Annotated in this window: 17 protein-coding genes and 1 tRNA gene; 17 read left to right on the top strand and 1 reads right to left on the bottom strand. The window is 58.8% G+C overall.

From position 1 onward, the window contains the following. Positions 1–294 precede the first annotated feature (294 nt). On the top strand, positions 295–2,736 hold the full coding sequence (locus AAA021_RS01945; RefSeq protein WP_349087721.1) for a hypothetical protein: 2,442 nt from the start codon (positions 295–297) through the stop codon (positions 2,734–2,736). Between the two features lie 92 nt (positions 2,737–2,828). Then, positions 2,829–2,919, top strand: a tRNA-Ser gene (locus tag AAA021_RS01940). Positions 2,920–3,241: 322 nt separating this feature from the next. Here AAA021_RS01940 and AAA021_RS01935 read toward each other — a convergent pair. Further along, the gene (locus AAA021_RS01935) at positions 3,242–4,582 is read right to left on the bottom strand and encodes a D-alanyl-D-alanine carboxypeptidase family protein (protein ID WP_349087719.1); all 1,341 of its coding nucleotides are present in this window, start codon (positions 4,580–4,582) and stop codon (positions 3,242–3,244) included. A 197-nt stretch (positions 4,583–4,779) separates the two neighbouring features. Here AAA021_RS01935 and AAA021_RS01930 point away from each other — a divergent pair, with 197 nt between their 5' ends. The 15 genes from AAA021_RS01930 to AAA021_RS01860 all read left to right on the top strand — a co-directional run bounded on the left by AAA021_RS01930 (position 4,780) and on the right by AAA021_RS01860 (position 23,414). Next, entirely contained in the window at positions 4,780–5,475 is a 696-nt protein-coding gene (locus AAA021_RS01930) for a response regulator transcription factor (RefSeq protein ID WP_349087718.1), read from the top strand. Positions 5,476–5,501: 26 nt separating this feature from the next. Beyond that, entirely contained in the window at positions 5,502–6,740 is a 1,239-nt protein-coding gene (locus tag AAA021_RS01925) for a HAMP domain-containing sensor histidine kinase (protein WP_195503859.1), read from the top strand. A 103-nt stretch (positions 6,741–6,843) separates the two neighbouring features. Further along, positions 6,844–7,719, top strand: a complete 876-nt coding sequence (pstB, locus tag AAA021_RS01920) for a phosphate ABC transporter ATP-binding protein PstB (RefSeq protein ID WP_006234803.1) — start codon at positions 6,844–6,846, stop codon at positions 7,717–7,719. Between the two features lie 64 nt (positions 7,720–7,783). Continuing rightward, positions 7,784–8,512 (top strand): response regulator transcription factor, encoded by a 729-nt coding sequence (locus AAA021_RS01915; RefSeq protein ID WP_050766101.1) that lies wholly within the window; start codon positions 7,784–7,786, stop codon positions 8,510–8,512. Between the two features lie 3 nt (positions 8,513–8,515). After that, positions 8,516–9,940: an ATP-binding protein gene (locus AAA021_RS01910; RefSeq protein WP_161156574.1), complete on the top strand. Its 1,425-nt coding sequence runs from the start codon at positions 8,516–8,518 to the stop codon at positions 9,938–9,940. A 195-nt stretch (positions 9,941–10,135) separates the two neighbouring features. Then, positions 10,136–10,792, top strand: coding sequence for a Wzz/FepE/Etk N-terminal domain-containing protein (locus tag AAA021_RS01905; RefSeq protein WP_117786113.1), 657 nt, complete (start codon positions 10,136–10,138; stop codon positions 10,790–10,792). A gap of 2 nt (positions 10,793–10,794) precedes the next feature. After that, positions 10,795–11,532, top strand: a complete 738-nt coding sequence (locus tag AAA021_RS01900; RefSeq protein ID WP_055309657.1) for a CpsD/CapB family tyrosine-protein kinase — start codon at positions 10,795–10,797, stop codon at positions 11,530–11,532. Between the two features lie 17 nt (positions 11,533–11,549). Continuing rightward, the gene (locus AAA021_RS01895; RefSeq protein WP_022094060.1) at positions 11,550–12,200 is read left to right on the top strand and encodes a CpsB/CapC family capsule biosynthesis tyrosine phosphatase; all 651 of its coding nucleotides are present in this window, start codon (positions 11,550–11,552) and stop codon (positions 12,198–12,200) included. A 39-nt stretch (positions 12,201–12,239) separates the two neighbouring features. Continuing rightward, positions 12,240–12,740: a GNAT family N-acetyltransferase gene (locus tag AAA021_RS01890; protein ID WP_117637372.1), complete on the top strand. Its 501-nt coding sequence runs from the start codon at positions 12,240–12,242 to the stop codon at positions 12,738–12,740. 202 nt (positions 12,741–12,942) lie between these two features. Further along, positions 12,943–14,967 (top strand): molecular chaperone HtpG, encoded by a 2,025-nt coding sequence (htpG, locus tag AAA021_RS01885; RefSeq protein ID WP_099432638.1) that lies wholly within the window; start codon positions 12,943–12,945, stop codon positions 14,965–14,967. Positions 14,968–15,293: 326 nt separating this feature from the next. Continuing rightward, positions 15,294–18,059, top strand: coding sequence for a YhgE/Pip domain-containing protein (locus AAA021_RS01880; protein ID WP_349087717.1), 2,766 nt, complete (start codon positions 15,294–15,296; stop codon positions 18,057–18,059). Beyond that, on the top strand, positions 18,060–20,249 hold the full coding sequence (locus AAA021_RS01875) for a YhgE/Pip domain-containing protein (RefSeq protein WP_349087715.1): 2,190 nt from the start codon (positions 18,060–18,062) through the stop codon (positions 20,247–20,249). Positions 20,250–20,450: 201 nt separating this feature from the next. Then, entirely contained in the window at positions 20,451–21,434 is a 984-nt protein-coding gene (locus AAA021_RS01870) for a DMT family transporter (protein ID WP_117770437.1), read from the top strand. Between the two features lie 115 nt (positions 21,435–21,549). Further along, a complete protein-coding gene (locus AAA021_RS01865; RefSeq protein ID WP_117790210.1) occupies positions 21,550–22,842 on the top strand; it encodes a M20 family metallopeptidase in 1,293 nt (430 codons plus the stop codon). A gap of 122 nt (positions 22,843–22,964) precedes the next feature. Further along, positions 22,965–23,414 carry a hypothetical protein gene (locus AAA021_RS01860; protein ID WP_349087714.1) on the top strand — a complete coding sequence of 150 codons (450 nt, stop codon included), beginning with the start codon at positions 22,965–22,967 and terminating at the stop codon, positions 23,412–23,414. Positions 23,415–23,690 lie beyond the last annotated feature (276 nt).

Genomic DNA, 23,690 nt, shown 5'->3' with positions numbered 1-23,690 from the left:
ACCTCGGTCGAGGCGCGGGCGTAAAGAAAACGCGGAGCGTTTTTAGCCCGCGGGCGAGCGCGCCGGCAGGCGGGCGAAGCCGGTGCGGATCCGCGCAGCGGATGCGCGGAATCCTATACGCCGCACCATTTGAGATTAAAGCTCCCGGCCACGGGGGGGGGCTTTCTTTTGCGCTAGCTTGAGTGCTTTTGTCCAAAGGGACGATTTCCTGTCGACTCGTGTAAGATTCCGAGTAGGTGTCGCGGCCCATCCGCGACCACTCCTTCTCTCAACGACCGATCAGGGTGATACTTCGTGGCAGAGCGTCCGACATACAAGCTCAGGTTTCTCGATCCCAAGAAGCGCTTTCCGGCGATGCCCGAGCAGCCTGCGGGACGCTCATATGGCGTGGTCTGGAAACTCTTTGGCGAGGACCAGCATGAATCTTGTTATGTCGTCGAATTCGTTGGCAAAAGTCATGTGTCGCTTTTGGGCTACGTAAGCGTTTCGGGTGAGGTGTACAAGGTGGACCGCCCCGTTAGCGAGGCTCCGCTGCCCAACGATCCCGACATGGAACTGGTCCTTGACGAGTCGGATTCCAGTATTGGTGAGATTATGGTAAGGGAAGCCAGCGGTGCAATGCGTACGTGCGCGCGAACCGTCGGCTCTCCCGAAGGCCCCATGCGCGAGCAGTCCGATCACGAGACATGGAATTCGGCCCGCTCCCTTCCTTACGGCGAGTTCATGGCGTCGATGTTCCTGCGCTACGTGATATTTGCCAACTCCGAAAGCGCTATTGCGAACACGGCGGGCGTCGACGGTCTCGATGCGGACATGCAAAACGTTGTCGACAAAATAAAGCTCGTAAAGTTGCCCGAGCCGGTCGAGGTGTTTTTGGGCTTTAACACGGCACCGCTACCTGACGCTATCGAGACGCTGCTCTACCGTGTCGACCATGCCGAGAATCCGAGCGGTATCGAGCGTTATGCGGCCGCCCTTATGAGCGAGGTCGACTTGCCCCGACTGCGCACCATCGCCGCCAAGTCCGAGATGAGCCTGGCTCGCATCGATCGCTCAAAGCTTTTCTATCTCAATTTTGATCGTAGCCTGCTGGACCAGGACGAGATTGACATGCTGCTTGCCATCGAGTGCCGTCTCAACCGCCTCTCTGGCATCCTCGAGCGCATCGGGGCCGGATTGGCCCCTGCGGCATCCTCGCCGAGCCTTGAGGGCTGCGCGCTCTTTGATGCGTGGCATATCGCCAAGACGACCAACGATGTTCCCCGACTGCTCGATACGGCCTCGAGCGATAACCCGTGGGGCAAACCGGGTACGGTGGCTTGCCAGCCGGGCGGTGAGTGGGATGTGCGTACCCGCTTCGCGCGTATTGTCGAGGCGCTTAACGTGGTCACACGGCTCGACTATACCTATCGGGCAAACGTTGCCGAGGGGATTATGCTCGTTCGGTTTGGGCGGTCTGTCGTTGATGCCATGCCGCAACGTGAATACGACGCTCAGGATGACGCCTGGCGCGAGCTGGACGAGGACATGCGCGCGATCTGGGCCGCGGAGCACGATGCGCGCGTGGCACTTACGCTTGCGGCAGCGTGTTTTGCCGCGGGCACCTGCATCACGCGCTGCTATGTGCAGATTGCTGCTCCCGACAGTGAGCAGGGCGAGCGCGTTGTCGCAACGTATTTCTTTGGGCGCGCGGCCTATCTGGCCGATTGCGTGCCTGTCGCCAAGGATCTTGAGAGCATGGACATGGACGATATGCCGTGCAAGCGTGTGCTTGAGGCGTATGAGTCAACCGCTCCGGAGACGATTGAGCCTGCGGAGGTTCATGCTCGTCCGCGTGATGACCATCGCACACTGCCGCCGGCGCTGCGCGATCTGCTGCTTGCCGATACGGCTGACGAGTTGGAGGTCATGGAAGAGGACGACGACCCATACGTGGCCCGCGTTGTTGAATTGCGCGAGCAGGCAAAAGTCGACCGTACAGGTGCCTTTGAAGGCTTTTCCCGTCTTGTCGAGGAGTTGGAGGCTAAGTGCGCCGTCGCCGAGCTTTTGGCGACAGGTCCGGTTCAAACGCAGTTTTGCGATAACCAGCTGGTACGCATGGTGCTACCGGTGTTGGAAGAAGACCGCTCTGTGCGAATCCTTCGTGCGCCCGATGCGCTGTACTTTGCCCAGCACGAGATCTGCAGCTTTTACGCCGAGCAAGAGGACTTTGAACGAGCACTGCCCGAGGTGCGCCATCTTTACGATCTGGCACGCTCGTCCATGCAATCGCACTTTGCGCTCATCAACGTGCTTGCGCGTCTGGAGCGCTTTGACGAGATTATCGAGGTGGCGCGCCACGGCCTACGTATTGCCAGCGATCGTTCTGCAATCGGCTACCTGTTCTATCGCTTGGCGTTTGCCTATTGGAATTGCGATCAGCTCGACCTGGCGCTGGCTTGTTACCGTCTGGTGCCGCGCGGCGAGGAGTCGGGCAGTAGCGCGCTGGAAGAAATGCAGGGCCTTATGAATGAGATGGGCGTCAGCGAGCCTCCGACGTTCGAGGAGGCGGTCGAGACCATCCGCAAGGCTGGACTCGAGCTGCCGCCAGTGTCCGCCGTGACGAATCAGCTGGCAGATGCCGCTGTGCAACTGGTCGACAACGGCTTCTTTTTCCTGGCACGCGGTTGCATCTTCCAAATGTGGCGCACCATGGGCAACGACGAGCTCGGCTCCCTCAACCGCTCGCTGGGGTAGGCGAAGCCTCCAAGGAGGAAAGGATGCTAGGCAATTAGAAAATTTCCTCTTGCCCATCCTTGGCTGTTTGGTTACTATAGAACGGCTGTTACGGAGAGCTGACCGAGAGGCCGAAGGTGCTCGCCTGCTAAGCGAGTATGCCCCAAAAGGGCATCTGGGGTTCGAATCCCCAGCTCTCCGCCAGTATGAATTTGAAGAAGGGTCCCATTTGGGGCCTTTTTTGTGCGGAGAAAGGAGGCTGGGGATTCGAACCCGAGAGGGCACGGGCGTTAAGCAAACGCGAAAGCGTTTGTAGCCCGTGGGCGAAAAGCCGCCAGGCTTTGAAGCCGGAGGGCATGCGTAGCATGCCCGGACATCCCCAGCTCTCCGCCAGTTTAACTTTAAAGAAGGGTCCCATCGGGGGCCCTTTTTTATTATCGAGAAAGGGCGCTGGGGATTCGAACCCTCAAAAAAAGGAGGCATCCTTTCGGACACCTCCTTTCAGCGAGTGTATTGTTCTTCGATCTTACATCTCGGGCGCCTTGGCTACGGTCTCGCTCTCGGCTGTGAGCGGGCGGTTGTCGATGCGGCGGCCCAAGCGATCGAGCTTCACGAGCAGCCATTCAATGGGATTCGGCCCTGCACCTTCCTCGTCGGCAACTAGGTCCATGACGGCGATCTTGGTGCCGTCCTGCTTGAGCGTAACGCTGCCCACCTTGTCGCCCACATGCACCGTGCCCGAAAGATCGTCGTAGCTAACCTTTTCGGTCACCTCGCCAGCAAGGGAAAACACGGTCGCTTGCGCCGTGGGGTCGGCGAGCGTGGCGTCGATCGTCTTGTCCGTCCAATCTGTCTGGCTAATGCGTGCCATGAGCGGGTTGCCGTTGGCGGTTTTTTCCTGCGTGTTGGCGATCGCGACCGTGACCTTGTGGCCGTAGTACCAATTGGCAAGGGTTGCGGTATCGGTAAAGCGCTGGTCGGTGGTGGTGGAGTTCAAAACGACGGTGTAGATCTCGTCGCCGTCGCGGTTGTAGGCGCTCGTAAAGCAATAGCCCGCGTCGTCGGTGGTGCCGGTCTTGCCGCCGATGTTGCCATCTTGGCCCAGCAAATAGTTATGCGTGTCCATGGAATGCGAATGGTCGGCGCCGTCGGCGCCCGTGACCTCGATCCAGGAATCCTCGCTCGCTACGACCTCGCGGATCGTGTCGTTTTTCATGGCCTCCTGCATCATCAGCGCTACGTCGTGTGCGGTTGAGTGCATATCGCCAGCCCACTCATCAAAGTCCAGACCGTGTGGGTTCTCAAAGACCGTGCCGGTGCAGCCGAGCTTCTTAGCGCGCTCGTTCATGGCCTTCACAAATGTGGCCTCGGCGTCTTTGGTCTTAGGGTCGATCTTCTTGCCCACATATTCGGCGAGCACGATGGCGGCGTCGTTGCCCGAGGGAATCATCAGGCCACGCAGTGCCTGCTCAACGGTAAGCTCGTCGCCTTCGAGCAAGCCGGCGGTCGAATTACCCACGGTGGCTGCGGCGTTGCTCACCGTGACCCTCTCGTCCATTTTGCAATTCTCGACGGTTAGGATTGCGGTCATGACCTTGGTGATCGAGGCGATTTTGACCTGCTCATCGGCGCCGCGCCCATAGTAGACGGTGCCGTCTTTGCCCATGACGAGGGCATTGGTCGCATCGATATCGGGCAGGTTTTCGGCCGTGATGCCGCGCGCATCGGCGGTTTTGCCGCAAACATTGTCGGTCGTAAGCACTTGGGCGCCGGCGACGGTGGGCACGCCAGCGGCAAGGGCGATAGCGCAGACAAAGCCGGCGGCAAGCTGGGCTGAGCGCTTTGCAAAAGAGGTGAGGGACTTCACGGATTTCGCTTTCGACGGGATGGTCTCTTCTGGAACAAGAGTATATCGTTTGCCGGCGTCGGCGATCATCGCGTGCGTGCGTGGCCCACATCCGCGCCCGAACGGGCACAAGGGTGCTTAAGGCCGACTTAATCACCCACGCTTGTTGTGTGTGACGGGCGCCCCCTCGGGCATAATGGAGCGCGAGAGGAGCACGCATGAACGAGCGCATTTTGGTAGTTGATGACGAAAAGGCCATCGCCGACTTGGTTGGTATCTACCTTACAAAAGAGGGCTTTGATGTCCAGATTGCCTATAGCGGGGCCGATGCTGCCAAGGCAATCTTGGAGCAGGAGTTCGATCTGGCGCTGCTGGATGTCATGCTGCCCGATATCGATGGCTTTGAGCTGCTGCGTACGATCCGTTCCAGCCATACCTATCCCGTGATCATGCTGACGGCGCGCGATGCCCAGCAAGACAAGATCGAGGGCCTTTCGCTTGGCGCGGACGATTACGTGGTTAAGCCGTTTCGTCCTCTGGAGCTCATCGCGCGCGTGCACGCTCAGCTTCGCCGCTACACCAGCTACGGTAGCCGCGCACAGGCGGCCGAGTCGCCGACCCTCCAGCTCGACGGCTTGGAGATCAACCGCGATGCTCGTTCCGTGACGGTGGACGGTGCACCGGTACGCCTCACACCCACCGAGTATTCAATCTTGCTGTATCTGGTCGAGCATCGCGGCAGCGTGGTGGCCGTGGAGGACCTGTTCCGTGCGGTGTGGAACGAGGATTTTATGCCCGGCTCCAACAATACGGTGATGGTGCACATTCGCCACTTGCGCGAAAAGATTGGCGACGACGCACAAAAGCCGCGCTTTATCAAAAACGTCTGGGGCGTCGGCTACATAATCGAATAACGCTTTTCGCTTGTGAGGATCTTGATATGACAAAAGACGATAGGCAAGCGTTCGAGGTGCCCGATCGGCTCTTTGAATACGTGAGGTCGGTCGTCGACAACCGCGCGCTTGCAACGGTGCTGCTCTTTTTGCTGAGCCTGCTGCTGATTGGCATCGACAACATCGTCGGAATCTTGGCGGTGCTGCTTGTCGGCTTTTTGCTGATCGATCGATTTGAGATCGTGTGCCGCTGCGTGGTGATTGGCGGCGCCGCGTGGGCCATGACGTTGGCGATTGGCGCCATGGCGCTCGGCGGCATCGAAGGGCCGGTGCTGTTCGATGCCGGCTTTGTATTCAACATGCTTGGCTTTGTGCTGGCGCTTGCCGCGTGCGTGCTGTTCTTGTGTGGCCGCGCCCTGTACTACCAGGGCTACGAGCAGGGCGAGCAGCATGCCGATTGTGTGCTGGCCGCTCGTATTCAAGATCGCCTGATCGATCACCCCGACACCTGGGATAACATCGACGGCGACTTCTTGGAGGTCGAGGGCGCCCTTAACCGCGTGCGTGACCGTGAGCGCAAGGTGCAGCAAGCTCTGCGTGACGAGTCGCATCGCAAGGACGATTTGGTCACGTACTTGGCACATGACCTACGCACCCCGCTTGCCAGTGTGGTGGGCTATCTTTCGCTGCTGCAAGAGGCTCCCGAGCTGCCGGTTGAGCAACGTGCGCACTTTACGGGCGTGGCGCTCGACAAGGCGCACCGGCTCGATACGCTCATCGAAGAGTTCTTCGATATCACGCGCTTTGACTTCCACGATATCGTGCTCACGCGCGGCTATGTTGATCTGGGGTTGCTGCTGGCTCAGGTGACTGACGAGTTCTATCCCATCCTCAACGAGCAGCATAAGGAAGTCCAAGTTGATATTCGCGAGGACCTGACGGTGCTCGTGGATGGCGACAAAATGGCTCGCGTGTTCAACAACATCATGAAAAACGCTATTGCCTATAGCTATGAGGGCTCGACCATCACGATCGAGGCCAGACGCCGGGACGGCGGTGGCGTGCGCGTGCGCTTTATCAATCAGGGCGATCCCATCCCTGAGGCAAAGCTCAAGGTGATCTTTGAGAAGTTCTATCGCCTGGATGCGGCGCGTGCGACCAATCGCGGCGGCGCTGGACTGGGGCTTGCCATCGCCAAGGAGATCGTATGCGCGCACGGCGGTACCGTTGCATGTGAATCGACGCCCGAACACACGATATTCACCATCGAGCTGCCCGCCGCATAGCCAGTGTGCCCTTACAAACACTTGACAATGCGCTCACGTGCATATGAGCCGCGATTCCTACTATCGATACTGCTGAATTGATATCGATGTGGAGGTATGCGGTATGACGGCTGCTGCGGCTGTGGAGCCCACGGAGCTTGAAGAACTCATGAAAGCGCAGGCCGAGGCCGCGCACGAGCGCGAGGTTGGGGATGCGACTCGCCCCACGGCAGAGGATCTTGCCGCCTCGCCGACGCGAATCGATGTTGAGGGCCTCGACCTGTTCTATGGCGACCACCATGCGCTCAAGGACGTGAATATCAAGATCCGCGACAAGCAGATTACCTCGTTCATCGGGCCTTCGGGCTGCGGAAAGTCCACGTTGCTGCGCTGCTTTAACCGCATGAACGACGGCATCAAGGACTGCCGAATCGAGGGCAAGATTGCGCTCGATGGTCAAGATATCCTGGGCGACTACGACATCTGCCGCCTTCGCCAGCGCGTGGGCATGGTGTTCCAGCGCCCCAACCCGTTTCCCATGAGCATCTACGACAACGTCGCGTATGGTCCGCGCGGAATGGGAGTGCGCGATCGCGTCGTGCTCGACGAGCTGGTCGAAGACTCCCTGCGACGCGCCGCCCTGTGGGACGAGGCCAAGGACAAGCTCAAAGAGTCGGGTCTGGGTCTTTCGGGCGGCCAGCAGCAGCGTCTGTGCATCGCCCGCGCACTTGCCGTGCAGCCCGACATTCTGCTGATGGACGAGCCGACCTCGGCACTCGACCCTGTGTCGACGCTGGTGGTGGAGCAGCTGGCCTGCGAGCTCAAAGAGACCTGCACGCTCGTGGTCGTTACGCACAATATGCAGCAGGCGGCGCGTATCTCCGATTCGGTCGCATTCTTTTTGCTGGGTGAGCTGGTGGAGCACGCGCCCACCGCGCAACTCTTCAAGAATCCGACCGATCCGCGCACGGCGGATTATTTGACGGGGCGTTTTGGCTGATACCATCTAGTAAAGGTACCTTTAGGGTTAAGATGCGGTCATGCCGGCCGCAAAGGGGTTCAACATGATCTATTACGTCGAGGACGATGACAACATCAGGGATTTGACGGTCTATGCGCTGCGCAAGCAGGGGATTGAGGCCGAAGGCTTTTCGTGCGACGGTGAGTTTAAGGCTGCCGTGGCGCGACGGGTACCCGATGCCGTCCTGCTCGACATCATGCTGCCCGATACCGATGGCTTGGCGATTATGCGTCGACTGCGTGCCGATCGCCTGACGGCGACGGTGCCCATCATGATGCTTACCGCCAAGGATACCGAGCTCGACAAGGTGATGGCGCTCGATGGCGGTGCCGACGATTACCTGACTAAGCCGTTTTCGCTCATGGAGCTCGCCAGCCGCTGCCGCGCACTGCTGCGTCGCGGCGGCATGGTCAAACAGGCAAGCGATGTGCTCAGCGTGGGCGACATTGTGCTCTCGCCCAGCCATCGTGAGGTGACTGTTGCCGGCGAGTCGCTTAAGCTCACCCTGCGCGAGTTCGACCTGCTCGAGTACCTCATGCGCAAGCCCGGCGTGGTCTTTACCCGCGAGTCGTTGCTGCAGAGCGTGTGGGGCTGGGACTTCGACGGCGGTTCGCGCACCGTTGACGTGCATGTGCAGACGCTTCGCCAAAAACTGGGCGAGCATGCCAGCGCCATCGAGACCGTGCGCGGCGTGGGCTACCGCTTGGCCGAGCCTTCTGCCGGTGATGGTGCCGAAGGTGACGACACCGCGGCCACCGCATCGGAGGAGTAACCCGTGGTCTTCGCCCCCCAGGGAAAACATACGCTGTCGCACCGCGTTTTTGTGACGATCTTTGTCTGCGCCATGGCGGTTATCGTGGCGTTTACGGTGCTGGGTGCGTTCTTTGTGCAAAACACCTTGGCGGATGCCACGAGTGCCAATCTGGCGCAGGAAACCGAGCTCATTGCTGCCGCCCTCGACGAGCAGCAGGAGCCCATCCCGTTCTTGCGTAGCCTCGATCGAGAGGACTTGCGCATCACGCTGATTAACAAGGATGGATCGGTTGCCTACGACAACGAGGCGTCGCCTTCCACACTGCCCAACCATGGCGATCGCCCCGAGGTCATCGAGGCCTTTGAGAGTGGTTCGGGTTCCGCGGAGCGCGCAAGCTCTACGCTCGACGAGATTATGCTGTATCGCGCCGTCGCCCTTGATAACGGCCAGGTTGTCCGCTTGGCGCAGGCCCAGCCTGGCGTTGCGGCGATTTTGCTGTCGATGGTGGCGCCGATGCTGCTTATCGCAGCAGCGGGTGCGGTACTCTCGTTTTTTATGGCGCGCCGCGAGTCCCGTGCCATCATCGCGCCTTTGCAAGAGGTGGATTTGGACCACCCACGCCGTAGCTATGAGCACGCCTATGCCGAGATGGTCCCCATGCTTGAGCGTATTGAGTCGCAGCGCCAGGAGCTCAAGCGCCAAATGGCGGTGCTGGCGGACAACGACCGTATGCGCCGCGAGTTCACGGCGAATATCACCCATGAGCTCAAGACGCCGCTTACGGCGATTTCGGGCTATGCCGAGCTCATCGCAAACGGCATGGTCGAGGGCGAGGGCGACCTGCGCAACTTTGGCGGTCGCATCTATCGTGAGGCGGGCCGCTTGGCAGCGCTTGTCAACGATATCCTTACGCTGTCTAACTTGGACGAGGCCGAGCGTGCAGCTGAGGGCGAGGCGGTGCCCATTGGGTCCACGGAGCCTATTGAGCTCTCGCGTGCCATCTACGCGGTCGAGCAGCGTCTTGAACAGGTCGCCCGTCAGGCGAATGTGACGATAAGTCATGAGACCAAGCCTGTGGTCATCGAGGGCGTGTCGCGCTTGATTGACGAGCTCATCTATAATCTGGCAAGCAACGCCATCCGCTACAATCGACCCGGCGGTACGGTTACGCTGCAGTGCGGCACCAACGACGAAGGCCATCCGTTCCTTGCGGTCGCCGACACGGGAATCGGTATCGCGCCTGAAGAACAGGGCAAGGTATTTGAGCGGTTCTATCGCGTGGACAAGAGTAGGTCCAAGGCACGCGGCGGAACCGGTCTGGGGCTTGCCATTGTCAAACATGCGGCCCTGTATCATCACGCCACGCTCGATCTGTCGAGCGAGTTGGGCGTGGGAACCACCATTACGGTGACGTTTCCCATACAGCAGGACGAGCCATTCGCATAGCGATACAACATAGATATTGATGCAGACGCCGCATTTGACTTTCGGGTGCGGCGTTGTTGTGCAATTTTACGATTGCTTCCGACATTTTTACAGGAGAGCCTGTTTCTTATGTATAGAGTTTGGTCTCGGTAAAAAGATGCGATAACATACGGACAGTTTTGTCAATCCGAACTGGGGAAATGAAAGGCAAGCTGCATGACCCTTCTCGAACTGTTCCAGCTGCTGAAGAAGCACCTTCAGCTGGTCATCACCCTTCCGGTGGTCTGCGCGATCGCCATGGGCATCGTGTCCTTCGTTGCGATGGACAACACCTACACCGCGACGACGAGCATGTACATTCTCGCCAAGACCGACGATAGCGGCCAGATGAGCTACAACGATCTCTCGGCGAGTCAGATGCTTTCCAACGATATCGCCACGCTGCTGGATAGCGATAGCGTTAAGAGCGGCGCCGCCAATGAACTGGGCCTCACCGATCTGGATGACTACAAGGTGTCTGTTTCCTCCGAGACCACCACGCGTGTCATTACGCTTTCGGTTACCGGCACCGATGCCAAGGAGACGGCTAAGGTCGCAAAGGCCATAGCTAGCTCGGTGAGTACGGTCGCTCAGAACGTCGGCGCTGCCCAGAGCATCAACGTTATCGACGAGGCTAAGACCCCCGAAGCCCCCAGCGGCCCCAAGCGTATGCTGTACGTTGCTGTCGCGTTCCTCGCGGGCATCTTTATCGCAGTTGCCTATGTCGTTTTGGCAGACATGCTCAATACCCGCATCCGCGGTGCCGAAGAGGCAGAAGAGCTCCTGGGCATTCCCGTTGTTGGCCGAATTCCGGCTATGAAAGGTGGTAAATAGGCATGGCTAAGGCAAAGAACACCGATAAGCTCGTTGTACAGAATGCCGCCAAGACCCTTCTGGCCAACATCCGCTTTGCGAGCGTGGACGACCCCATTCGCACTATTACCGTCACGTCCTCGATTCCCAACGAGGGCAAGTCTACGGTTTCCATCAACCTTGCCCAGGCTATCGCCACGAGCGGCAAGTCCGTGCTCCTGGTCGAGGCCGATATGCGCCGCAGGTCCCTTTCCGATATGCTCGGCGTTCGTTCGCGCGGCGGACTCTATGCGGTCCTTTCCGAGCAGATCTCCATTGACCAGGCAATTGTCGAGACGGGTCAGAAGAACTTCTACTTCCTCGATGCCGAGCCGCATATTCCCAATCCTGCCGACATCATTGTCTCTCACCGCTTTGCCAAGTTGGTAAAGGCACTGTCCGCCAAGTTCCAGTACGTCATCTTTGATGCTCCCCCGGTCGGCACCTTCATCGATGCTGCCGAGATTGCCAGCCTGACCGACGGTACGCTGTTCGTGGTGCGCGAGGACTTCACCAAGCGCGAGGAGGCACTCAACGCTATCGGCCAGCTTAAGAAGTCCGAAAAGGTCAAGCTCATCGGTACCGTTATGAACTACTGCGAGACCGAGACCAGCGAGTACTACTACTCCTACTACACCAAGGACGGTAAGAAGGTGAAGAAGGGCTCGGACGATCAGGGGACTTCCAAAAAGGGCATCTTCACCAACCGAGCAAACGTTTAGTTGATTAAGGCTGACCTATGCGTGACATTCATTGCCATATCTTGCCGGGTGTAGACGACGGCGCCGCCGATCTCGATGAGAGCTTGGCGATGCTCGAGGCTGCCAAGCGGGCCGGTGTAACCAGAATCGTTTGCACTCCTCACTGCCGTGATCCCTATTTTGATTACGACAAGATGTGGGATGCCTTTGAACTGCTGCGTGATAACGCTGACGGTTTTCCGCTCCAGATGGGCTTCGAGGTCAACCATCGAAAGCTCGTTGAACTTGGTATCGATGCCGCGGAGCACTTGCATTTCGATGGAACCAACGAGTTTCTGCTCGAGCTTTCGACGCATGCCGATGCGTATGCGTTTAGAGAGTACGAGAACACGATTTACGATTTGCAGTGCCGTGGCTACCAGGTGATCATCGCTCATCCTGAGCGCTATCGTGCGGTTCAAAAGGATGTAAGCGTGGCGGAGCGCCTGGTCGATATGGGCTGCAAGCTGCAGGCTTCGGCGGACTTTATTGCCGGCGGTCGCTTTGGTCGCGAAAAAAAGCCGGCACAGCGCCTGTTCGATCAGAACCTGTACAGCTTCATCGCGAGCGATGCCCATAACGTGGGTCATTACGACTGCCTGGCGAAGGCTCGCGCGAAGTTTAGCGTGCGCGGAGCTCATTTTCGCTAATATCTGTCCCTAACGTTCGCATTGAATGAAAGGGCAGCCATGGATATCCAACTTAAGACGGGATGCTTTGATGACGCGGCGTTGGTGCGCCGCGTCGTTTTTATGGACGAGCAGGGCTACGAGAATGAGTTCGACGCTATCGACGAGGATCCGAACTGCATTCATGTGACGCTCTATGTAGACGGCGAGCTTGCCGGTTGCTCGCGCGTGTTTCCCGAAGAGCTTGAGCGCGCGGCTGACGCAGAGGCTCCGGTGTCGCCGGCGTGCGACTTGGACGAAGGTGTCGCGGCGGGGGAGACCTACATTATGGGGCGCGTGGCCGTGCTGCCGAGCATGCGCCGTCGCGGTTTGGCGAGCAAGATTGTCGAGGCCAGTGATACGTGCGCGCGTGATGCCGGCGCCAAGCTCATTAAGCTGCATGCTCAGGAATACGTGCTGCCGCTCTATGCCAAGGCGGGCTACACGCAGATTGCCCCGGTGGACTACGAAGACGAGGGCCAGCCTCATGCCTGGATGGCCAAGCGCGTAGATGGCAGATAGGAACGTTCCTTTCCTGCCGGCAGTTTGGGACACTCCTTGGCAATTGGCGCATCAGAGCGCTCGGACATACAGTTTTTCGATTCCGTATGTATATATGCGCGTTAATGGGTTATAAAATCTAAGTCTGAACATAGCAGGTCTGCGATGCGGCTCGGGCGACCGAGCCGTTTTTGCGGACAGGGGTAGCGCGAAAGGACTGCACATGCGTCAATTTAAGACCGAGAGCAAAAAACTGCTCGACCTCATGATCAACTCCATCTACACCAATAAAGAAATCTTCCTGCGCGAGCTTATCTCTAACGCGAGCGACGCCGTCGACAAGCTCAACTTTAAGAGCCTGCAGGACCCGAGCGTCAAGATCGACCAGGGCGACCTGGCCATTCGCGTCTCCTTTGATAAAGACGCCCGCACCATTACCATCTCGGATAACGGCATTGGCATGACCGCCGAGGAGCTGGAGCGCAATCTGGGCACCATCGCCCATTCCGGCTCCGAGGAGTTTAAGACCGAGAACGCCGAGCAGCAGGGCTCCGATGTCGACATCATCGGTCAGTTTGGCGTGGGCTTCTACTCGGCTTTTATGGTCGCCAGCCATGTGAAGGTCGTCAGCCGCGCCTACGGCGAGGATGTCGCCCATGTGTGGGAATCCGACGGTCTTGAGGGCTACACCATCGAGGACGGCGAGCGCGCCGAGCACGGTACCGATGTCATCCTGACGCTGCGCGAGAACGAGAAGCTCGATGCCGACGGCGAGGCCGAGACCTACGATCGCTTCCTGACCGAGTGGGGTCTCAAGAGCCTGATTCAGCAGTACAGTAACTATGTGCGTTACCCGATCCAGATGATGGTGTCCAAGAGCCGCCAGAAACCCAAGCCCGAGGACGCCGGCGACGATTACAAGCCCGAGTACGAGGACTACCAGGAGCTCGAGACCGTCAATTCCATGACACCGATCTGGAAGAAGCACAGCTCCGATGTCGAGCAGAAGGACTACGACGAGTTCTACAAGTCCACGTTCCACGACTTTGACGATCCTGCGCGCACCATCAGCTTCCACGCCGAGGGCACGCTCGAGTATGACGCCCTGCTGTTTGTGCCGGGACGCGCGCCGTTCGATCTGTACAGCAAGGACTACGAGAAGGGTCTGGCGCTCTACAGCTCCAACGTCCTGATCATGGAGAAGTGCGACGACCTGCTGCCCGACTACTACAACTTTGTCCGCGGCGTCGTGGATTCCGCCGACGTGTCGCTCAACATCTCGCGTGAGACGCTGCAGCAGAACCGTCAGCTCAAGGCCATCGCCAAGCGCGTGGAGAAGAAGATTACTGCCGATCTTGAGGATATGCGTGACAACGACCGCGAGGCCTACGAGAAGTTCTTTGAGAACTTTGGCCGCGGCCTTAAGTACGGCATCTACTCGAGCTATGGCATGAAGGCCGATGAGCTCGCCGACCTGTTGCTGTTCTGGTCTGCCAAGGAACAGAAGATGATTACCCTGGCCGAGTATGCCAAGGGCATGCCCGAGGATCAGAAGGCCATCTACTACGCCGCCGGCGATTCGCGCGAGCGCTTGGCCAAGATGCCCGTGGTAAAGGGCGTGCTCGACCGCGGCTATGACGTGCTGCTGCTGACGCAGGATGTGGATGAGTTCACGTTCCAAGCTATGCGTGAGTACGTTGCCGCCGATATGCCCAAGATCTACGAGGACGATGCTGCCCGCGAGGCTGCCGAGAAGGCTGTGGCCGACGGTGCCGAGCCCGAGGTCGAGGATCGTCATCTAGAGCTCAAGAACGTTGCGACTGGCGATCTTGATCTGGCGACCGAGGACGAGAAGAAGGAGGCCGAGGACGCCACCAAGGAGAACGAGGACCTCTTTAGCGCTATGAAGGAGGCGCTCGGTGACAAGGTCGAGAAAGTTGCCGTTTCCGCGCGCCTGACCGATGCCCCCGCTTGCATCACCACCGAGGGCCCGCTTTCGCTCGAGATGGAGAAGGTACTCCAGAAGGGACCCGAGGGCGCGCCCGACGGCATGCCCAAGAGCCAGCGCGTGCTCGAGCTCAACGCCAAGCACCCGGTCTTTGACAAGCTCGTCGCTGCTCAGAAGGCAGGCGACGCCGACAAGATCAAGCAGTACTCCGGTCTGCTCTATGACCAGGCTCTGCTGGTCGAGGGCATCCTCCCCGAGGACCCCGTTGCCTTCGCGGCGGCTGTTTGCAACTTGATGTAGTTCGGGGATACGGCACCGTAACTAGATTAGAACGAGAGTGGATAATCTCCCGCTTTTGGCTCGAATGCGGGCTTGAAGTGGGAGATTTTCCACTCTCGTTTCCTTTTGAATGATCCCTCCGTCCCCAAGGGATCATTTATTTGTGCGGGTTGTGGTTTTGTGACCTGCTGAAATTTAAGATACTGTACATCTGTACGTTAACTCATCTTCGTAGTATATTGCTACCCGCAAAACTCAACACCATTGTGCTTTGAGACGTTAAAGCGCCTACTACAATGGTTGTCGATAGTACGATTCGATTTAACGACAGGATGGATGGTCCAAGCGTGAGTCTCGGCAGCAAACTATCCAATGCAAAGGTGTCCTTTGCGATATTTAAGCGCGACATTAAGCGACTGCTTGTGAACCCCGTCGCCCTGGTGGTTACCCTAGGCGTGTGCGTTATTCCCTCGCTGTATGCCTGGTATAACATCGTGGCAAACTGGGATCCGTATGGAAACACCCAAGGCATCAAGATTGCTATCGCCAACAACGATCGAGGCACCCAAAACGACTTGGTGGGTGAGCTCAACGCTGGCGACAAAGTGGTCGACCAGCTCAAGGAGAATCATCAGTTGGGCTGGACGTTCGTCGACTCGACGGCCGATGCCAAGGAGGGCGTCGAGAGCGGCGAGTACTATGCCGCTATCGTGATTCCCAAGAACTTCTCGGATAACCTGGTTTCGATGCTCGACGGCAACTACCATCAGCCCAAGCTCACGTACTACGTCAATGAGAAGAAGAGCGCCATTGCGCCCAAGGTTACCGATACCGGTGCAAACACCATCGAGGAGCAGATCAACTCGGAATTTGTCTCTACGGTAGGCAAGACTGTTGCCGGTATCGCCAAGGATGCCGGTGTCGATTTAAAGGACAAGGCAACCCAGACTCAGGACTCGCTGGCAAGTTCGGTGTCCGAGGCGTCCGACACCTTGGGCGAGGTGCGCGATTCGATTGGCGATATGAATGCCGCCATCGATAAGACGAGTGGCGCTATCGCCTCGGCTGATGCGGCACTTGCCGGCTTGCAAGGCCAGGCACCGTCGCTGACGCAGGCGATCTCCCAGGGCAACGACCTGCTGAGCGAAGCTCGCACCACGGCGGGCAACTCCATCACCTCGCTCTCCAAGGCGCTCTCGGAAGGCAGCCTTGCGCTCACCAAGACGTCGGCCTCTGCGAACGCTGCCATCGGCAAGCTGACGGGCGCGGTCACATCTACGACCACCCGTATCGACAACTCGCTCGAGTCTCTTCAAGCGACGATCGACCACAATAAGGCCGTTATCGGGCACTTGGAGATTCTCGCCAATGACACGTCGACAGGTTCCGAGGAAATTGACGCGCGCATTGTATCGACCATCGATTTGCTTCGAGAGCAGAATGAAAAGCTTCAGAGCATCAAGGACGGTCTGTCCGCGCAGTCGAGCGCCATGGCGAATGACGCAGCGGCTGTTTCGGGTGCCAGTGACGCTATCAATAACGCAATTCATACCGGTGCGACCAACCTTGGCCAAGCCCAGACGGACTTGGGCCAAAACGCGCTGCCGAAGGCCTCGAGCGCGCTCGACTCTTTTGCTGCCGTTTCGGGCGACCTGACCGGTATCGTCTCGGGTATGACACCTACACTTGCAAATGCGCGCGGCACGTTGGCGCAGCTTAGCGCTACGCTCGGCCAGGCCAAGACCACGCTGTCCCAGACCGATTCCTCGCTTGCCAAGGTCCAGGACAAGCTTGCAACCGCCGCCAATGACATCGCGGCGCTGCAGACCTCCGAGTCCATGGGCGAGCTGGCCGACCTTATGGGCGTCGATGTCAATGACGTGGCAGATTTCATGGCGTCTCCGGTTGAGTTGACGTCCAAGTCAATCTATCCGGTCAAGAGCTTTGGCTCGGGCATCGCTCCCTTCTACACCAATCTGGCGCTTTGGGTGGGCGGCTATGTGCTCATCGCCATTTACAAGCTCGAGGTCGACCGTGAAGGTGTTGGCAGCTTTACGGCGCGCCAAGGCTACTTTGGCCGCTGGTTGCTCATGGTGATCCTGGGCGCATTGCAGGCCATCATCGTTACGGTGGGTGATCTGGTTATTGGCGTACAGTGCGTCAACCCGTTGCTGTTCGTGCTGGGCGGCATCGCCATCTCGTTCACCTACGTCAATATCATCTATGCGCTGTCCACCACGTTTAAGCATATCGGCAAGGCTATCGGCGTCATTCTCGTCATCGTGCAGATCCCGGGTTCGTCGGGCATGTACCCCATCGAGATGATGCCCGGCTTCTTCCAGTGGCTGCACCCGCTGCTGCCCTTTACCTACGGCATCAATCTGCTGCGCGAGACGGTCGGCGGTATGTATTCGTTCAACTATCTGTTTAACCTGTGCATTCTGGGCGTGTTCTTGATCGTGGCGCTCTTTATCGGCCTGCAGCTGCGTCCGCTGCTGCTCAACCTTAACCTGCTCTTTGATAAACAGCTTTCCACGACCGGTATGATGATTTGCGAGTCCAACGACCTGCCGCGCCAGCGCTACTCGCTGCGCACGGCCATGCGTGTCATGCTCGATTCCGATTCGTACCGTCGCGAACTGCTCGATCATGCGGTCGCCTTTGAACATCGCTACCCGTACTACATCAAGGGCGGTTTTGCCGCCGTGGTGGGCGTTCAGGTCCTGCTCTTTGTCCTGTCGACGGTTCTCGATATCGACAATAACGGCAAGATCATCCTGCTTGTCATTTGGATCATCTCAGTCATTGCCATCTGCGGCTGGCTTATCAATATCGAATATATCCGCGCGAGCCTCAATACCCAGATGCGCATCTCGGCGCTTTCGGATGAGGACCTGCGTCGCGAGATGCGCGAGCACACGGCCGCCATTCCTGCCGCCCGCTACATGTTTGGCCTCAACGCCAGCGAGCGTGGTGCCAAGGGCGGCGATCAGTCCACGGGCCGCTTGCCGCATATAGGCTCGAACCATAAATCTCAGGACAGCGACAGTACAGCCACAAATGATGGAAATGCCACTCCGCTTGGCAAGCACTCCAAAGGAGGTGAGGCATAAATGAAGAACATCCTGCATCTGTTTAAGCGCGATGTCCAAAATGTGTCTCGCTCCGTAATCGGCTTGGTTGTCGTGATGGGCCTCGTTATCGTACCGTGCCTGTACGCGTGGTTTAACATCGCCGGCAGCTGGGACCCGTACGGCAACACCGGCAATCTTAAGATCGCCGTGGTCAACACCGATGAGGGTTACGAGAGCGATCTGATCCCCGTTGAGGTCAACGTGGGTGAAAACGTGACCGCCACCCTGCGCGGCAACGAGAGCTTCGATTGGGTCGTGCTCAACGACCGCGATAAGGCCATCGATGGTGTCAAGTCGGGCGCGTATTACGCCGCTGTGGTCATCCCCAAAACGTTTAGCGCCGACATGATGACGCTCTTCTCGACGAACGTGAAGCATGCCGATATCGAGTTCTACGAGAATCAGAAGGCCAACGCCATCGCACAGATCGTGACCGAGAAAGGCTCGAGCGCTGTTCAGAGTCAAGTTAACGAGACCTTTACCGAAACCATTACGACCATCGGGCTCAAGACGGTGTCCAGCCTGCTCGATTACATGAGCACCGACCAGGTGAGTAACTTTATCGCCAACCTGTCCTCGACGCTCGGCGATTCGATTGAGGACCTGCGAGACGTTCGGGCAAATGCTTCGTCGCTGGCGGGCATTTTGAGCTCCACGTCCGATTCGCTGACGTCGGCGAGCGGCATGCTCAAGCAGACGGGCACGGTCGATGAGTCAACGAAGCAGCTGATGGAGCATGTCAAAAGCGGTATTAGCGATTCCAAGGAAGCGCTGAAGGACGCCAACGACGCCATCAATGCCGCGATTGACGGAAGCGCGGGCTCGTTTGACAACGTGTCCGCCGAGCTTGCGAAGGCATTTGATGCCGCGAATCAACATGTCGACCTTACAGTGTCCCAGCTCAACGATGCCGCGGCGGCGCTCAACACGCGTGCCGACGATATCGACGCCACGGCCGACCAGCTCCGCAGCTTTGCCGATCAGGTGACTGACGAAAAACTCCAGGACAGCCTCAAGTCTGTGGCAACATCGCTGAGCAGGATTGCTGTGGAGTATCGCAACAACGCCAAGGACTTGACGGCCACCGCGAAGTCTCTCTCTGACAGCATGGCAGAGGTTAATAAGTCGCGTGCCGAGGTCGATCAGGCCATCGCCGATGCCAAGGCCGGCATCGCGGGCGCCAAATCCGATTACGATTCCACGTTCTCGGTTAAGGCTAAGGAGCTCAAGAAGACGGTTTCGGGGATTCTGGACTCGCTTGATGGCATCTCGGGCGACCTGGATAGCGCCGTAGGCGGCCTGACCGACGCGTCCGGTTCGCTGGCAAAGGGCCTCTCCAAGGCTGCAAAGCTGGTCAACAAGGCTTCTGATCAGCTGGGCGAGGCGTCGGACAAGATCAGCGCGTTTAAGGACGAGCTCGACGGCGCCTTGATGTCGGATGACCTCGCTACGATCAAGACGATGATCGGCAATGATCCCGAGGGTCTGGCCGTGTCGCTTTCCGGCCCCGTCGCGCTCGATCGCAAGCCGGTCTATCCGATTCGCAACTACGGTTCGGCCATGGCACCGTTCTACACGATTCTGTCGCTCTGGGTGGGCTCGATTGTGCTGGCGGCCATGATGAAGGTCTCGGTTGACGATGAGCTTATCAACGAGCTCATCCCCGTGCGCCTGCACGAGATCTACCTGGGCCGCTACCTGTTCTTTGGCGGTCTGGCCCTGCTGCAGGCAACGCTCGTGTGTGCGGGCGACATCCTGTTCTTTGGCATCCAGTGCGACGACCCGCTGCAGTTTGTGCTGGCGGGCTGGGTCGCGAGTCTCGTGTTCTCCAATATCGTCTACACGCTTACGGTTTCGTTTGGCGATATCGGCAAGGCTTTGGCCGTTGTGCTGCTGGTCATGCAGGTCGGCGGTTCGGGCGGCACGTTCCCCATCGAGATGACCGGCCCCGTGTTCCAGGCGATCTATCCGTTCCTGCCGTTCACCCACGGCATCAACGCCATGCATGCCGCCATGGCCGGTGCCTACCATATGGAGTACTGGATTGAGCTGGGCATCTTGGCAAGCTATCTGATCCCGTCGCTGGCCCTGGGCATCGTCTTCCGCCGCCCGGTCATCAAAGCCAACGACTGGATCATCGAAAAACTGGAGTCAACCAAATTGATTTAGTTCAGCAACGTAAACGCCGTCGGAACATCGAGATCTTCCAACCCGATGCTTTAGCGTAGTGAATTGCACGGGCTGCTTGGTTGTTGCTACAGTAGCGGGGCGTGCCGGGGGTCCGGTGCGCCCTGCTTTTATTTGACCATGAGGCGGCACGCAGCCATGCGCGTGCGGACACCACGCCCAGATTGAGCGCGAGGATGCCCTATGGCCCAGCATGCCACTGACAATATCGAAATGATGCCCGATAGCCCTGTTGCTCGCGAGGACCTGGGCGCGGGCGGCACCTCCCGCGGCGCCGGCGCTCGCTCGCCGCTGTTCTGGAAAGTCCTGCTGCTTTCGGTGGCAGTCGTCTGGGGCTACTCCTTTACGACCATGAAGGACGCGCTCGACACCATTCCGGTGTTCGAACTGCTCTACGTGCGCTTTCTGCCTGCGGCGTTGGTCATGTTTTTCATCTTCCACAAGCGCATCATCGCGCACCTCAACGCCCGCAACCTTATCGTCGGACTTGGCATGGGCGCACTTATGTGGGCCGCCTACGCCCTGCAGACAGTCGGTCTGGCGCACACCACGGCGGGCAAGAATGCTTTTTTGACGGGCACGTATTGCATCGTTGTGCCGTTCGCGAGCTATTTTCTGAGCGGCGAAAAACTCACCCGCTATAACCTGGGCGCGGCGCTGCTGTGCTTGGCGGGCATTGGCTTGGTGGCGCTCGATAGCGTTGAATTCAACATCGGTGATGTCATTACGCTGGCGGGTGCGGTCTTTTTCGCCATCCAGATGGCGGTGACTGCCAAGTACGGTCGCAAAATGGACATCAACGTCATCACGTTTTGGATGTTTGTGGGCAACGGCGTGCTGAGCCTGGCAACGTCGCTGCTATTCGAGACCCAAGCGCCTCTGTCCGTGTGGACGCCGAGCTTTATCAGCGCGATGGCGTTTCTCTCGGTTGGTTGCACATGCGCGGCTCTGCTCATCCAAAACGTCGGCTTGGCGCATGTCTCGGCCTCGACGGGCTCACTGCTCCTTTCGATGGAGTCGCCTTCGGGCGTGCTGTTCTCGGTGCTGCTGATGGGGGAGGCGCTCACCTCGCGCCTGCTCGCCGGCTTCGCGCTCATCTTTCTTTCGATTATCTTGAGCGAGACGCATTTCGATTTCTTGCGCCGAAAATCACACCCGCAATTGTAAACAACTTGTTGCGCCGCCCTCCCAGGGCGGCATTTTTATGTCATGCCCTTACAGTTGTACCTTGCACTTTACGCTATCAAAGTGCGTGCTGCAAAAACGTTACTGGAGGGCTTCTATGGCATCAGCTCTGTCCGATTTTCAACCGCAACCAGCGCCCCAGGCCACCGCGGCGGCGCAGGCCGCTATCGGTGACGGTCTTGTCGCAGAAGCTCAGGCTTTTGCAGACGAGCTCGCTGCATGGCGACACGATCTACACCAGATGCCCGAGCTGGGTAACAATCTTCCGCAGACGTCTGCCTATATCCAGGCACGTCTGGACGAGATGGACATCCCCCATACCACGCTAGTCGACGGTTCCTGCGTCGTTGGCCTGATCGGTGCCGGTGCGGCCGCTCAGGGCAATGGCACGTGCAAGGACGAGCAGGCCGGAACGGTCGTCATGCTCCGAGGCGATATGGATGCCCTTCCCGTTGTCGAGGAATCCGGCGAGCCCTTTGCATCCACCAATGGCTGCATGCATGCTTGCGGTCACGATATGCACGCGACGGCCCTGCTTGGTGCGGCGCGCCTGCTCAAGGCCCGCGAGGCCGAGCTTGTGGAGGCCAACGCTACCGTCAAGTTGCTGTTCCAGCCGGGCGAGGAGACCTTTGAGGGAGCACGCGCTGCCATCGCCGACGGCTTGCTCGAGAACCCGCGCCCTCAGGCGGCCTTTGCCATGCATGTCAACAGCCAGTCGCCGCTTGGCCTGGTGCTCTACGGCAGCCCGGCGCTCTCGGGTGTGTACGGTTTCCGCATCACGCTCCAGGGCAAGGGCGGCCACGGTTCCAGCCCCGAGATCTGCATCGACCCCATCACGGCCGGCGTCCACGTGCACCTGGCGCTCCAGGAGCTTATCTCCCGCGAGGTGCCGGCGGCCAAGGAAGTCGCACTTACCGTTGGTAAGTTCGCCGGCGGCTTGGCGGCCAACGTCATCCCCGACACCTGCGTGCTCGAGGGAACGCTGCGCGGCTTTGATGTTGAGCTCATGGCTCACCTAAAGACCCGCATCGCGGAGGTCGTTAACGGCGTTGCTACGACCTATCGTACGCCGGCGACCATCGAGACGCTTTCGGATGTTCCGCCGCTTGTACTCGACAGCGATATGACTCAGGCGTCGCTTGGCTACGTGGGCGCAGTGCTGCCCAAGACGGCTTTCTTGCCGCTTTTCCATGCCATGGCGAGTGAGGACTTCGCGCTTATCTCGAGCAAGATCCCAAGTGCGTACTTTACCGTGGGCGCGGCCGTAACCGACACGGACGAACACTTTGCCCAGCACCATCCCAAGGCACGTTTTAACGATGCCGAGCTGCCGCTCGGTGCCGCGGCCTATACCGCCGTCGCTTTGGGCTATATCGCCGACCACCGGTAGCACCCAACCTTGCCTTTCAAGCCTGCGGGCATGGCCGTAAGGCCTATGCCCTTGTCTTTCAAGGCAATCTTGGGCACTACCGGCGCCCGGCGCAGGCTATTCGTTTGTCTAAAAGGAGCAGTATGCCCCAGCAGCGTAAGTTCTTCCCCGGCTGGCTCGTGGTGGCCTCCGGCTTCGTGATCATGGCCACGTGTTACACGATTTTCGTCAACTGCATGAGCCTGTTCCAGCCGCTGATCGTCAGCGACCTGGGCATTTCCCTTGCGCAGTACAACATCTCCAATGCCATCTCCACCGTGGTGAGCGTCGTGGGTTCGCTCGTTATCGGCCATGTTGCCGATAAAGTGAGTGGCCGCGTATTGGGCTCGCTCACCGTTATCGCTACCTCGGCGGTGCTTGCCGGCATGAGCTTTGTCGGTGAGCTGTGGCAGGTCTACGTGCTCTTTGCCGTCTCGGGCTCCTTTGCGAGCACTTGGATCGTGTGCTTGGCGTGCTCCGTGGTCATGCTCGTGTTCCTGCTGGTATCCGAGCCCATCGCCGCCAAGCTGCGCGCGAGCGTGGCGGGGGAGTAGGCGTCCGTCGCTCTTTTCTGTTCGTCCCGTTCTGTCCGTGGCCGCCTTGGAAGCCGAATGGATGCTCGTACCATCATTCGGTTTCCAAGGCGGCCACGGGCCTACGAAATGATCCCTATTCCTCCGTCCCCAAGGGATCACGTGATCCGAAGGGGACGGAGGAAAAGGGATCACAAACAGCGGCGGCGCGTCTGGCCGAACGAGTCCCCATACCCTCGTTCGGTCAGACGCGCCGCCGCTGTTTGTATTTGTGCCGTATAATGACCGTTACCTATG

Source organism: Collinsella sp. CLA-JM-H32, assembly GCF_040098165.1.
In the GTDB taxonomy this organism is placed as follows: domain Bacteria; phylum Actinomycetota; class Coriobacteriia; order Coriobacteriales; family Coriobacteriaceae; genus Collinsella.
Note: the sequence above shows the minus strand (reverse complement) of the source record. Positions and strands in the feature narration are given on the sequence as shown.

Bases quoted from the DNA above. Each gene is read 5' to 3' on its own strand.
- pstB (WP_006234803.1), top strand. From the start codon at position 6,844: ATGACGGCTGCTGCGGCTGTGGAGCCCACGGAGCTTGAAGAACTCATG.
- AAA021_RS01900 (WP_055309657.1), top strand. From the start codon at position 10,795: ATGGCTAAGGCAAAGAACACCGATAAGCTCGTTGTACAGAATGCCGCC.
- AAA021_RS01895 (WP_022094060.1), top strand. From the start codon at position 11,550: ATGCGTGACATTCATTGCCATATCTTGCCGGGTGTAGACGACGGCGCC.
- AAA021_RS01925 (WP_195503859.1), top strand. From the start codon at position 5,502: ATGACAAAAGACGATAGGCAAGCGTTCGAGGTGCCCGATCGGCTCTTT.
- AAA021_RS01930 (WP_349087718.1), top strand. From the start codon at position 4,780: ATGAACGAGCGCATTTTGGTAGTTGATGACGAAAAGGCCATCGCCGAC.
- htpG (WP_099432638.1), top strand. From the start codon at position 12,943: ATGCGTCAATTTAAGACCGAGAGCAAAAAACTGCTCGACCTCATGATC.
- AAA021_RS01870 (WP_117770437.1), top strand. From the start codon at position 20,451: ATGGCCCAGCATGCCACTGACAATATCGAAATGATGCCCGATAGCCCT.
- AAA021_RS01875 (WP_349087715.1), top strand. From the start codon at position 18,060: ATGAAGAACATCCTGCATCTGTTTAAGCGCGATGTCCAAAATGTGTCT.
- AAA021_RS01865 (WP_117790210.1), top strand. From the start codon at position 21,550: ATGGCATCAGCTCTGTCCGATTTTCAACCGCAACCAGCGCCCCAGGCC.
- AAA021_RS01905 (WP_117786113.1), top strand. From the start codon at position 10,136: ATGACCCTTCTCGAACTGTTCCAGCTGCTGAAGAAGCACCTTCAGCTG.
- AAA021_RS01890 (WP_117637372.1), top strand. From the start codon at position 12,240: ATGGATATCCAACTTAAGACGGGATGCTTTGATGACGCGGCGTTGGTG.
- AAA021_RS01860 (WP_349087714.1), top strand. From the start codon at position 22,965: ATGCCCCAGCAGCGTAAGTTCTTCCCCGGCTGGCTCGTGGTGGCCTCC.
- AAA021_RS01915 (WP_050766101.1), top strand. From the start codon at position 7,784: ATGATCTATTACGTCGAGGACGATGACAACATCAGGGATTTGACGGTC.